8 protein-coding genes are annotated in these 12,754 nt (G+C 38.7%); 3 read left to right on the top strand and 5 right to left on the bottom strand.

Features of this window, described 5'->3' with window-relative positions; translation table 11 throughout:
- Positions 1 to 24 precede the first annotated feature (24 nt).
- Positions 25 to 1,710 (bottom strand): PHP domain-containing protein, encoded by a 1,686-nt coding sequence (locus tag GVN22_RS21230; protein WP_166553017.1) that lies wholly within the window; start codon positions 1,708 to 1,710, stop codon positions 25 to 27.
- 152 nt (positions 1,711 to 1,862) lie between these two features.
- Entirely contained in the window at positions 1,863 to 2,366 is a 504-nt protein-coding gene (locus tag GVN22_RS21225; RefSeq protein ID WP_166553016.1) for a DUF4494 domain-containing protein, read from the bottom strand.
- 216 nt (positions 2,367 to 2,582) lie between these two features.
- Between GVN22_RS21225 and GVN22_RS21220 the strand changes: the two genes are divergently transcribed.
- The 3 genes from GVN22_RS21220 (at position 2,583) to GVN22_RS21210 (ending at position 6,762) form a co-directional block, all read left to right on the top strand.
- On the top strand, positions 2,583 to 3,809 hold the full coding sequence (locus GVN22_RS21220; RefSeq protein WP_166553015.1) for a serine hydrolase: 1,227 nt from the start codon (positions 2,583 to 2,585) through the stop codon (positions 3,807 to 3,809).
- A gap of 215 nt (positions 3,810 to 4,024) precedes the next feature.
- Complete coding sequence (locus GVN22_RS21215) at positions 4,025 to 5,455, top strand: circularly permuted type 2 ATP-grasp protein (protein WP_095166547.1); 1,431 nt, start codon at positions 4,025 to 4,027, stop codon at positions 5,453 to 5,455.
- Between the two features lie 329 nt (positions 5,456 to 5,784).
- A complete protein-coding gene (locus GVN22_RS21210; RefSeq protein WP_166553014.1) occupies positions 5,785 to 6,762 on the top strand; it encodes a DUF2167 domain-containing protein in 978 nt (325 codons plus the stop codon).
- Between the two features lie 348 nt (positions 6,763 to 7,110).
- Here the strand turns inward: GVN22_RS21210 and GVN22_RS21205 are convergent, their stop codons facing one another.
- The 3 genes from GVN22_RS21205 to GVN22_RS21195 all read right to left on the bottom strand — a co-directional run bounded on the left by GVN22_RS21205 (position 7,111) and on the right by GVN22_RS21195 (position 12,749).
- On the bottom strand, positions 7,111 to 8,805 hold the full coding sequence (locus tag GVN22_RS21205) for an FG-GAP-like repeat-containing protein (RefSeq protein ID WP_166553013.1): 1,695 nt from the start codon (positions 8,803 to 8,805) through the stop codon (positions 7,111 to 7,113).
- 456 nt (positions 8,806 to 9,261) lie between these two features.
- Positions 9,262 to 10,635 (bottom strand): vanadium-dependent haloperoxidase, encoded by a 1,374-nt coding sequence (locus GVN22_RS21200; RefSeq protein WP_205690987.1) that lies wholly within the window; start codon positions 10,633 to 10,635, stop codon positions 9,262 to 9,264.
- Positions 10,636 to 10,865: 230 nt separating this feature from the next.
- Positions 10,866 to 12,749: a RagB/SusD family nutrient uptake outer membrane protein gene (locus GVN22_RS21195; RefSeq protein WP_166553012.1), complete on the bottom strand. Its 1,884-nt coding sequence runs from the start codon at positions 12,747 to 12,749 to the stop codon at positions 10,866 to 10,868.
- Positions 12,750 to 12,754 lie beyond the last annotated feature (5 nt).

Raw genomic sequence — 12,754 nt, 5'->3', positions numbered from 1 at the left:
TTTTCATATTTATATCATAATCATTTACTTTTTTCTACCCCTCAAATACGCTTCCATTTCGGATATACTCATTGCATTAAAAGTCATATCTGCTGTCAAGCCACCTTTGCGGGCGTTGGCAACACCAAAGTGCATATCAAAATACCCTTCTTTTTCGTGAGCATCTGGATTAATAGACAACTTAACGTTTTTCTCCAAAGCATATTGAATATATCGCCAGTCCAAATCCAAACGATAAGGGCTTGCATTGATTTCAATCACAACACCATTGGCAGCACAAGCATCGATTAGTTTATAGTGATCGACAGGATAACCTGCTCTTGATAATATCAATCGTCCTGTAGGGTGCCCCAAAATCGTTGTATAAGGATTTTCTATGGCTTTTATCAAACGATACATGGCTTTTTCTTCAGTCATTTTCAGGTTTTGGTGCACCGATGCTACGATATAATCAAAGCTTTTTAAAACCTCCTCATCATAGTCCAAAGAACCATCTCCCAGAATATCGGATTCTATGCCTTTGAGAATTTTAAAAGGTTTGTCGCCTAGCGTATATTGTGCATTAAGCTGGTCGATTTCGGCATGTTGTTCCGCCACACGGACTTCGTTGAGCCCACGTGCATACGACGCTGTTTTGGAGTGGTCGGCAATGCCAAGATACTCAAAGCCCAATTCACGACAATAATTGGCCATCTCAGCCAAAGTATTTTTACCATCTGAATAGGTAGAGTGATTGTGCAAAATACCTTTGAGCGAGTCCCAAGTTACGAGTTGGTCGTTATGATGTTTTTGAATCCAATCAAACTCAAATGCACCTTCACGCATTTCAGGGATGATATATGGAATGCCCACTTTGGCATAAATATCCTCTTCGGAGTCAAAAGACTGATTTTGAACGGTCTGATAAAGATGATGCTTGGCTAAATGTTTTGGCGAAGCACTGAATATAAAACTTTGATTAATAAATTGTTTTTCAGGACAAATAATCACTTCGATAGGAATCAGTTTGCCTTCTATATTGCCACGCCAAGTAAATGGCGACGAATCTTTTTCATTTTGTTGTAGGGTAGGAGTAGCATTGAGTAATTGTTGTACCTCCCAAGGTTGATCGTGACCCACAACCAATTGAATAGACTCAACCACTTCATTTTTACGACGAATATCTCCTACGATTTGGACATGTTCAAAAACTGGCTCAAGAATATCGAGAATAAAATCGGCAATTTCTTGTCCTTTTTCCATTCTTAATTTACCCGAATTCGACTGGTTGTAAAGAATAGATTGCTTAATACTCTCTTGAATTTTGTCCCCAAAACCTTTGAGTTTGGCTACTTCACCATTTTCACAAGCTAGCAATAATTCACGGGTATCGGTAATTCCCAATTCCTGCCAAATCATGCGCACTTTTTTAGGACCTATTCCTTTAATTTTGAACATCTCCAAAATGCCTTCTGGAGTTTTATTTAATAGCTCATTTAACTCTGCAAGTTGTCCTGTAGTACGAATTTCTTCGATTTTAGAGGCAGTGCTTTTCCCAACTCCTTGGATAGCCGCCAACTGTGCTATGGGAGTCGTGATAAAGTCCTCAGTAGCTTTGTCCAATGCACGCACAGCAAAGCTGAGGTTTTTTATTTTAAATTCATTCTCGTCGTGAAGTTCCAATAACTTGACGGTTAGTTCGAGAATGTCCAGTATATCTTGATTGTTCATATCGTAAAATTTAAAAGCGCAAGGAAATAGAGTTGTTGTACTACACCTCATTTAAGGGCGTTGGCAAGCACGTTACTTCTTTTCAAAAATAGCAAAAAGGGTACAAAACAGCGATTGTGTATGTACCCTTTTATCAGAATTTTCTCAAAGTATTAGGACTGTTGATTAGCTTCTTGCTCCGCCAATACCTCTGCTACTGGACGAAAATTGCCTTTTTTGAGCATTTCGTTTTCTGGCTCATAAGGACATACTTCCAAGATCGTTGTAATATTAATATCAGTAATCTGGTAATCGTTGAGGTTGCCCAAATTCTTTTTTAGTAAAGTATAAACTTCACCTGGGTCGTTGGCATTGATTAGCATCATGTGAGCCGTTTTTTTCTCTTTTTGAGATTTCTCATCAAAAGAAATATACTGCACTTTTGCTTTAAACCAAGTTTCGGCATTGTTGTCTTCAAAAAACACCTCACTTAGTTTCATTTTTGTAAGGTTTGTAATTTGAAATTCGGGTGTATTGCTGGCCACAATCTCAAAAACTCTAGCCTCTGCGTCGGTGTAAGATACTGCATCAATCAAATACGCTTCGTTGATGGTTTTTAATGAGCCTGCCTCGTCCTCTCTCTGGTAACGAATTTTGGCCAAATACCAAGTTGCCATAATTAATCTGTTTTATTTTATGCCTGCAAAACTATCAAGACTTTCTTAATATTCCTCAAAGCGCGACCCAAACATTTTCGGTACAATTATTCTTCTTGAATGAATAAGCGAATTTTTTCTGTTGCTTCGAACAATTGTCGATTGATGTAGCGTAAATTTGGCTATTGAGTTGCTACTTATCTGAAATAACTCATTTTCATCCCAACTAAAAACCTTATGAAAAAAATAGTACTTATACTTACCTGCTTGTGTGAATCATTATTAGGTTTTTCACAAAAGAAATCTGTTGCAGTTACGCCAACGGTTTATTATCCTGAGGCAAAAGAGTGGCAAATAAAATCTCCAGAAAGTGTAGGTTTAAAATCAGACAAAATTCAAGCGGCAATAGAGTTTGCTAAGTCCCACGAAATTAAGAATCCTCGTAGCATGGAGGTTAATCATTACCAAACCTTCGGTAAAGAACCTTATGGTATCGGAATAGGACCTTTTGCAGATAGGGGCGAACCAACAGGAGTGATTATACATAAAGGATATGTCGTGGCGACTTGGGGTGAACCATTGCGTTGTGACATGACCCACTCAGTAACCAAAAGTTTTTTGTCGACCGTCGTTGGCTTGGCTGTTGACAACGGGCTTATTGGTTCTGTCAATGATACAGTATATAAATATGTGCCACCGATTGAGGTTTATGGAAACCCAGTTGCTCGACCAGCCGAGGACTACGGTAAACCAGAATTGCTCAAACCGTTTGATACGCCACACAATCGTAAAATCACTTGGGATCATTTGTTGCGTCAGACGAGCGATTGGGAAGGAACACTTTGGGGTAAGCCTGAGTGGGTAGATCGCCCAAGCGCTAACCCTGCCGAATGGACTACCCGACCACGCAATACGCCAGGTTCAGTGTATGAGTACAACGATGTACGGGTAAATGCTTTGGCTTTGGCAGCTACAGGCGTTTGGCGTAAACCTTTACCCCAAGTACTCAAAACCATGATTATGGATCCAATTGGTGCTTCGAATACTTGGCGCTGGACGGGTTATCGCAATTCTTGGATTGTACTAGACGGACAGCCCGTGCAATCAGTGAGTGGAGGTGGACATTGGGGCGGAGGTATGTTTATCAATGCTTATGATATGGCTAGATTTGGTCTATTATGCTTGAGAAAAGGTCGTTGGAAAGACCAACAACTTATTTCAGAAAATTGGATTAAACAAGCCTTAACGCCAACCTCAGCCGAACCAACGTATGGTTATATGAACTGGTTTTTAAATACAAATCAGAAATTGCTACCGAGTGCTTCGCCAAACGTGTATTATCATTTGGGCAATGGCACCAACATGGTTTATGTCGACCCAGACCATGACTTGGTAATGGTGGTGCGATGGATTGATAATAAATCTTTAGATGGAATGGTAAAAGCTGTTTTGGAGGCTTTTTGAGATGGTAAAAAAATTTAGAAAAAAATACGCTAAAAAATATAGTGAGTAAAAATACTTATTTTTAAAAGGGATTCTTTTTTATTTATAATCTCCCATTTAAAAAGTACTATAAAATTATTATTTTCAAAATATTGTTTGGTAAATCAATTTGGAAGCAAAATATAATTTTAATAAATTAGGTTTTACGTTCTGAACAAAACACTAAAAGAAAGCCTATGAACTTTAGCTTCAACAATTACAATACAGAAGGATTTTACGATGAAATGTTCGATGCAGAAGGAAATGTACGAATAGGATATGAAGCCTTCAAAGAGCGTGCCGAGCAATTGGGCGTAGAGGAATTTCTTCGTCGTCATCAAGCGGCTGAACGTTCGTTGATGGCCTTGGGCATTACTTTTAACGTGTATTCTGAAAACGAAGGTACTGAGCGTATCATGCCCGTGGATATTATTCCAAGGGTAGTAGCTGCCGACGACTGGGCAAAAACTGAAAAAGGTTTGGTTCAGCGCATCACAGCATTAAACATGTTTTTGGACGACATTTATAACGACCAAAAAATCCTAAATGATGGAGTAGTTCCTCGTGAGTTAATCGAGTCTTCGAAAAACTTTTTGAAGCCATGTATCGGGTTAAAACCTCCCAAAGGTATTTGGATTCACATTACTGGTACCGATTTGATTCGTGGCGACGATGGTGAATTTATGGTTTTGGAAGATAACTTACGCTGTCCTTCGGGAGTAAGTTATATGCTCGAAAACCGTGAGCTATTAAAACGTACTTTTCCTGAAGTACTTGGCAAAACACGCGTGCAACCTATTTCGGATTATCCAACACGCTTGTTGCAAATGTTACAATACATCAGCGACCGCCCAAATCCAACGATTGTTGTACTTACGCCAGGAATTTATAACTCTGCGTATTTCGAGCATTCGTATTTGGCTCAACAAATGGGCGTGGAGCTAGTTGATACCCGTGACTTAGTCGTTCACGATGGTTATGTAAAAATGCGTACAACCAAGGGTTTCCAGATTGTGGATGTAATTTACCGTCGTATCGATGATACGTTCTTAGACCCGCAAACTTTTAATCCTCATTCTTTGATTGGTATTCCAGGGTTGATGGATGTGTACAAAGCAGGTCGTGTGGCGCTTGCCAATGCCCCAGGAACAGGTGTAGCTGACGATAAGGTAATTTATGCCTATGTGCCTCGAATCATTAAATACTACCTAGGAGAAGAGCCAATTATTCCAAATGTGGAGACCTACATTTGTGGAGAGGATGATGATTGTAAATATGTGTTAGAAAATATTGAAAAGTTAGTTGTCAAAGAAGCGAACGAAGCGGGTGGCTATGGTATGTTGATTGGTCCGAAATCTACGAAGGAAGAACAAGAATTGTTTAAAAAACGTATCAAGGAAAACCCAAGAAACTATATCGCTCAACCAACAATCTCGTTGTCGCGCGTGCCATGTTTGATCGATGACCACGCAGAAGGTCGCCACGTGGATTTACGTCCTTATATCCTTTATGGAAATGGTGTACAAGTAATCCCAGGAGGACTGACTCGTGTGGCGTTGCGCAAAGGCTCATTGGTCGTTAACTCATCTCAAGGTGGAGGCTCTAAAGATACATGGGTGTTGTACTAAGTATGAATGTTGAGTCCAAAGTGTTACGAAATTCACAGCTCATCATTCGATACTAATATTTAAGTAAAGCGCTAAGAGATTAGTATTGAATTTACTTTTCCTAAAAAACAAATTGCCACAGATGCATAATTAATATGTATTTGTGGCAATTTGTTTTTTGTTGAATAAAGTTTAAAATATTAAAATTTATTCTTAATTTTCAGGTACTTACAATTGAGATGCTTCAATGAAAGATAGTTTCACCTTACTAAATTCTAACCTATTTTTCGACACCAAAGCTCGCTTCTGTAATCTATTATCACAATTCACTAAATCTTTTATAATTTCCTATGAAGAGAATTTTTCTACTTCTCGCACTGATGTGCTTGACAGGGCTAAATACTTTTGCCCAAAAAAAAGCTAAAGAACCTTTAACAGAAGCTGAACTACTCAAAGCTCAACAAGCCTACCTTGACTCAGTTGAAACTGCAATTAAGTATCAAACAGGTACTATTACACTCTCTAATAATTTGGCAAAACTGAAAATTCCTGCTGGATTTAAGTATATTAATCCTGAGCAATCCAATCAAGTGCTGACAGAACTATGGGGTAATCCACCAAGCGAAGGGATTTATGGGATTATTTTACCCGAAAAAATGAAAATCACTGATGAGAATGCCTATGCGTTTGTAGTTGAATGGGATGAAATGGGTTATGTAAAAGATGATGACGCTGACGAAATAAATTATGATGACCTCTTAAAGGATATGAAAGAGGACATGGAGTCTGAAAATGAGGAAAGAAAAAAAGAAGGATACCCTGCTATTCAAATTGTAGGTTGGGCTTCTAAACCTTTTTATGACAAAAATCGTAAAATTTTGCATTGGGCTAAAGAACTTAAGTTTGAAGGTGGCTCAGAAAATACCTTAAATTATAATATCCGAATTTTAGGACGAAAAGGAGTACTTGTTCTCAATGCAGTCGCTGGAATGGCTGAATTTCCGCTGGTTAATAAAGACATTAATAAAGTACTTGATATTGTAGAGTTTACGGATGGAAACAAATATGCAGACTTTAATCCTAGCGCAGATAAGATTGCCGCTGTTGGTATAGGAGGATTGGTAGCAGGGAAGGTCTTAGCAAAATTGGGAATTTTAGGAGTTTTGGCTAAGTTTTTTGCACCACTTCTTAAGTTTGGCAAATTGTTGATTGTGGCTGTCGGAGCAGGATTGTCTGCAATATGGCGATTTTTTACAGGGAAAAAAGAAGAGGAGGGTGAAGTACTGAAAGAAATTAATCCAGAAGAACCTACAGAGCCAACCGTGTAGTTATTAGTATTTTATAGTAAAATATGAGTCATCCCGAATCTTACTTGTAGAGACGCAATGCTTTGCGTCTAATTAGGTATTGTTTTGAAGTATATCATTAAGAATGGCGGTTGAAATTAGTTTTTCAACCGCCTTTTTTGATAAACTTTTGACAATAACCCGAAGTTAAAATTCGGAATGACTCACGTTTTAATACTAGCTTGTAATATCTGACTCTGCTTGAGACGCAATGCATTGCGTCCCTACAACTAGAATATAAATTTTAAATTAATCACTCATTCAATCGCTAAATCACTAAATTAGGGATGCCCCCTTTCTTTATCGCTCATTCATTTATCCATAAAATGCCTATTTCTTCTTTCTCACATTTTTCCAAATAAAAAATCCTCCTAAAAGCACCAGTATTATGACTACTCCTATGGCTAATTTGGTCCAAACTAAAGGATTTATATGTTCTTCTTCGGTTATGACTACTAATTGATTAGCCTTCTGATTTTTGAGCACTTGCGTATAGCCTCCCGTCCAATGCACAATGATTTCATCAACCTGAGTAGCGTTTCCGAGTCCGAAATGGGCAAACGTGGCATTTTGGGATAAATGACTTGAGCCTCCTCCATCAATTTCACGAATATGGTGCTTGCCATTAACGACTATCTCTACTTTTGAGCCCAAGCCGTGTGTTTCGGCTTGAATACCTTTCAAGGCAATTTTTATCCAATTTCCTTTTGCTCCATCGTTTCGGTACAAATGGGTAACAGACTCAGTTGGGAAATTGGGTAATACAGGCTTTTGATTAACCACTAGTAAATCCAAATCGCCATCGTTGTCATAATCAAACATGACAGAACCACGCCCAATACCATAATCATTTAGGCCTTTGAGACCAGCCAGATCGGTATATTTGCCATTGTTATTTTCGAAATAAAAATCCCCCATTGGTACGCAATTAGGATTTAAATCTCCGTTTACCACAAACAAATCTAAATCGCCATCGTGGTCAAAATCGGCAAAATTTGCGCCCCAACTAATTGTAATGGTATTGAGTCCAGCCTCAGCCGTTTTGTCAGAAAAAGCTTTTCCAGGACCATTATTTATCATCAGTTTATTAAACCGAATATTAGTAAAAAAGTAATCCAACAATCCGTCATCGTTATAATCGCCAATGGCAGTTCCCATCGAATTAATTTTCAAGTCCATTCCCAATTTAGGCGCTACGTCATTGAAATAACTCATAGGATATTGGTTGTCCAGCAACAAGTTAGGGGTCTTTTTATACCCAAAATCATGGTTGACAATCAAATCTTGGTCGCCATCGTTGTCGTAATCGGTAAAAACACCTCCGAAACCAAAACCTTTATGCGAAAGTCCGTAGTTTTTGTATTCATCTTTAAAAGCTTTTCCTTGTTGATTAATCAATAAATTGCCCTCTCCTATTTGATTGGCACCAACGATCATCGAGGCGTTGATGGTACTCAGATCGCCAGGATATTGGGTGAAATAATTTCCTACATATAAATCTGGATATCCATCGGCATTGACATCGCCAAAATTGGCTCCTGTACTAAAAGTGTGTAGTTCACCCAACACATATTCTTTGGTAGCATCTCTGAAAGTATTGTTTTTATTATTCAAAAAAAGCAAATTGATTTCTCGCGGAATTACTTTTTTTGTCCCTTTCGAAGTAATTGTCGTGATATATAAATCTACCCATCCATCACGGTTTACGTCGGCTGCTACTGCTCCTTGTGTTAAGTACTTTTGGGTTTTGGTAAGCCCTGATTTTGCATAGATATTGGTAAAAGTTCCGTTCCGATTATTGAGATATAATACATCATCGGCTTTACCACCAGCGATAAAAATATCATCAAAACCATCGTTGTTGATGTCTAACACACACGCACCACCACCCAAAAAACCTTCGAATACTTCGAATTGGTGATTGATACCTGCTTGTTTTGAAACATCGGTAAACATTTTTTGCGCTTGTACAATTGTAGTGCTCGCAAGAAACACTATTCCTAATTTTAGTAAAGGTTTAATCATAGAAATTTGCTTAAAGACATGAAAGAGAATAGCCCTGAAAAGACATAACATCCGTCCAGTAGACTACATAAGAAACACCTTGCAATCGTATAACTGCAAAACATAATCAATCCTTAAAATAAGTAGAGTGCCAAGTATGGTCAACGTGAGTATCATGAATGAGACTAAAGGTATCATTCAAATATCAAGTAGTATAACAGTAGCTCGTTGGGTTAATAACTAGTGGTAGGTGTCAAACTTGAGCTATGTTAGATGTTTTAGTATTTATACTTGTAGGTTTTTAGTGCCGAATAATGAGTTACGAATTTCTGATGTAAGTTTTAATTATCAATACCTTACACCATTAATCCATCACTCACAATTCAACATTAATATTTAAAATGACTTAGAAGTGGTGTATTCCACCTTGATTTACTACCTATGAAGGCAATAACAAGGCGAATCCTTACCGCTTCATTATTCCTTTTTATAGAGGCTTTTTTGCCATGTAAGGCTATTAATATTTTCTCCAATTTCTTTTCCTTTTTGCAAGCCTGCATTATTGTCCATTGGTGTATGAATACCGCCGTAAAAGCGTGAGTTGGCTACTTCATTGGCAACATCCCAAAGTGCATTAAATGTACGAGCTTTAAATTCTACATTTCGTAGTCCATCGGGTTTTCGACCTACGTGTGAGTCATCAGTGATGGTGATAGAGTTGCCATACAAATTGCCTAAAACGGTTGCTGTTGCAGCCGCTTGAATAGCATGACCTGATGGGAAAGCAGGAAATGGCGGATCTGGCCAAAATGACTCCCAAAACTTATCGATATACTTTGGAATAAAGGTATTGGGACGTTCTGTAAAAAACTGATATTTCCATTTCCAGCAATTAACAAAAGCATCTGCAACTCCCATACCTACACGAGCATACGTTTCGGCACATTTGATGAGCGGAGGATTGATTTTCTTAATCACTAGTGTTGCAATATAATAAGAGTGACCTGGTGGTGTAAATGTTTCGTCTGGATCATCTCCCCACCATACAGCCGCTTCTTTTTGTTGCTGAGTCAAAGCATTTCTTTGACGATATACTGCCAAAAACTGCTGATAGTATTCAGATTGAGGTACTGAGTCAAAAGGAATGGGCTTAGGAGCTGCTATTTTATGATCTGCTATTAAAAAGGTACGGTTTTTACCCCAATCAGGATGTAATGGTGAACGACTAATCGATTGACTATAAAGTGGAGGTTGCCATCCTCCTGGCTTTTGAGGATAGACTCTTTTTTTATCAAAATTATTAAAATAGCCTTCGTTGCCTCCATCTGTTTTTGCCCATTCGAATATCTTTTCGGCTACTGCACGTCCGTAGGCAATAGAACGTTTTGTAATTTCGGGGTCAGTGATATTAGCAGAGCGTGCTTCTAGGAAAGCATTTTCGAGTGAATCTATTTTTGTTTTATTTACATCAGATGTTTGTTTGTAAAGCGCCTTGATGATATGCGCCTGAGATGCATTGAGTGCAATAAGCCAATCATAGGTCTGATTCGGCTGAGGCATCGGTAAGCTTTTTAGACTGTCTAACTGACCTGCCATTGAGGCATAAGTTTGGTCGCTATGCACCACAGATTCGTACATGGTAAGACCAATATAACCAAGACATCTAGAAGCATAAGTTGGCGAGTTGCCAGGGGTATTTTTGGTAATATACAAAGCCATATCCGACCAGCGGGTAGCGTAGTCTTGCTCAGTAATTTTTTCTTGAAAAAACTGACAACTTATACAAAAGCCAACTAAAGCAACTGCAACTATCCCGTTGAATACACCTAAGCTTTTCATTGAAGGTTTCATATTTTATAAATTTACGTTGAAAGAGGAAAAGTCAAATGCCTTCTACCTAGTAGTACAACTCTAATATTGACTGATTAGTGCACAATATATGTATATTTTATATTGATAAAATCATAAAGTAAAATAAATCATTGAATTAGTGGTAAAGCATCTCCAGAGATGTAAAACGATTTAACCAAATTAGGCAGTCATTTCTGACTGCCTAATTGATATTTGGATTAGGGATAGGATTAATTCGAATATCCAGGGTTTTGTACCAACTTGGTATTACGTAATACCTCGTTACGACTCAACGCACGATAGTACATTTTATCGTTCCAAGTACGCGTTTCGTTAGACGTATTATCCTCCACTGAGTAGCTATAATTGTAACGATTTTTATCGTATTTATAGATAGCAGGAGCAGTCATTCCTGACTTAAGTTTAGCCTCCACGTGGATAGATTTTACGCCACGTCCTACCGTAGAAGCAGCAATCATCCAACGACGTGCGTCATGATAACGATGCTCTTCATAAGACAACTCGATACGTCTTTCATTTCTCAAACGATCACGCAAAGCAGTTCCTTTATCATTTACAGCTGGCATACCCGAACGGAAACGAATTTTGTTAATCCATTTCAACGCTTCCGCTTCATCGCCTGTTTCGAGACTTGCTTCAGCATAACTCAAAGCCATTTCTGTATAACGAATAAACGGCCAAGGAATCACCTGTGCAGAAGATTGGTTATCTGCCAATGCTGGGTTCGGATCAATAAACTTACGAGTATAGTAGTGCGTACGGCTACCGTTCCAGTTTTCTACGGCTGATTCACGTGTGTCAATACCATTTAATAATCCTCCTTTTCCATCATCATAATAACCTGTTTGGATTTGGTTAGCAGGGTCCAATGCACTAACGTCAGTAGGACGAGGCTTCCAAGGTGCACCATCGTATAAAACCGAAGCATAGAAACGAGGGTCACGGTTTTCGTATGGAGCTGCTTTATGTGTAGCATTACTCCAATCAAATTTAGTGCCGTCCATCATTTCGTAATCGTCAACCAATTGCTGGATTGGCGTATTACCTGCCCAGTTGTGATAACCGTTTGGACCATTGTTGATACCATAGTGAATACCACCCAAAGGCCAGTTATCTTCCTGTGTATACAAAGCTGTATGTGTACGTTGGAACAACAATTCAGATGCAGCAGCAGGATCCGCTACGGCACTTTGACCACCCATTGCAATAGCATTGTAGTTATTTTTACCTTCTTCAGCAGATACTGGTGCTGTCAAATTCATTTTATAGCCAGTAGTAGCATCCAAAACTGCTTTTGCAGCAGCTTTTGCCGCTTGCCAACGAGCAGCACGGTCACCAGAAGGATATGCCAACAAATCAATATTTTGATAGGTAGCTAACACTGGAGATTTTGCTTTAGCGGTAGGGCCATCATGTAAATCACTCGCAGCATACAACAATACACGTGCTTTTAATGCCATAGCTGACAACTTGGTAGCACGTCCTGGTGTAGATGGTTTTCCATCCAAAAGTTTGATGGCATTATCCAAATCACTCACAATAAACTTCACGCAATCATCATACGAACTTCTAGCTACAGTGTAGTCTTCATTCAAACCATAAGATTTGCTGATGAGTGGAACACCACCATAAAAACGCAACAACTGCTGATAGTAGTAAGCACGCAAGAAGTATGACTCACCGATCAAACGATCCTTCAATGTAGCATTGGTAAAAGTAGCTGTTGGAAGGTTTTCAAGTGCTACGTTTGCTTCACGAATAGCCAAGTACATTTTATCCCAACCGTAGGTGTCACTCACCCAAGCAATGTTGTTTGGACTTTCAGTGCCTTCCGTAAAAGTATTAATATTACGACCAGCGTGGGTAAACATCGCTTCATCGGTGTAAGCAGCTAAAGCTTGCTCTTCAAAACCACCATATCCTAAGAAAGAGTACACATTAAAAACAAAAGCTTCCGAAAGTGGTCCATCGGCCCATGTTGCTGCACTCGATATTTTATCTAAGGGTTTGGTATTCAAAAATTCTTGATCACAAGATAAAGTAAGCCCCATCAGAGCAGCGAATAAGCCTACTTTTATACTAAATTTCTTCATGTTAA

It is taken from the genome of Cellulophaga sp. BC115SP, from assembly GCF_009905545.1.
Taxonomy (GTDB): Bacteria; Bacteroidota; Bacteroidia; order Cytophagales; family Spirosomataceae; genus Flectobacillus; species Flectobacillus rivi.
Note: the sequence above shows the minus strand (reverse complement) of the source record. Positions and strands in the feature narration are given on the sequence as shown.

Excerpts from the sequence above, each read along its gene's own strand:
- GVN22_RS21220 (WP_166553015.1), top strand. The coding sequence starts at position 2,583 with ATGAAAAAAATAGTACTTATACTTACCTGCTTGTGTGAATCATTATTA.
- GVN22_RS21205 (WP_166553013.1), bottom strand. The coding sequence starts at position 8,805 with ATGATTAAACCTTTACTAAAATTAGGAATAGTGTTTCTTGCGAGCACT.
- GVN22_RS21210 (WP_166553014.1), top strand. The coding sequence starts at position 5,785 with ATGAAGAGAATTTTTCTACTTCTCGCACTGATGTGCTTGACAGGGCTA.
- GVN22_RS21200 (WP_205690987.1), bottom strand. The coding sequence starts at position 10,635 with ATGAAACCTTCAATGAAAAGCTTAGGTGTATTCAACGGGATAGTTGCA.
- GVN22_RS21225 (WP_166553016.1), bottom strand. The coding sequence starts at position 2,366 with ATGGCAACTTGGTATTTGGCCAAAATTCGTTACCAGAGAGAGGACGAG.
- GVN22_RS21215 (WP_095166547.1), top strand. The coding sequence starts at position 4,025 with ATGAACTTTAGCTTCAACAATTACAATACAGAAGGATTTTACGATGAA.
- GVN22_RS21230 (WP_166553017.1), bottom strand. The coding sequence starts at position 1,710 with ATGAACAATCAAGATATACTGGACATTCTCGAACTAACCGTCAAGTTA.
- GVN22_RS21195 (WP_166553012.1), bottom strand. The coding sequence starts at position 12,749 with ATGAAGAAATTTAGTATAAAAGTAGGCTTATTCGCTGCTCTGATGGGG.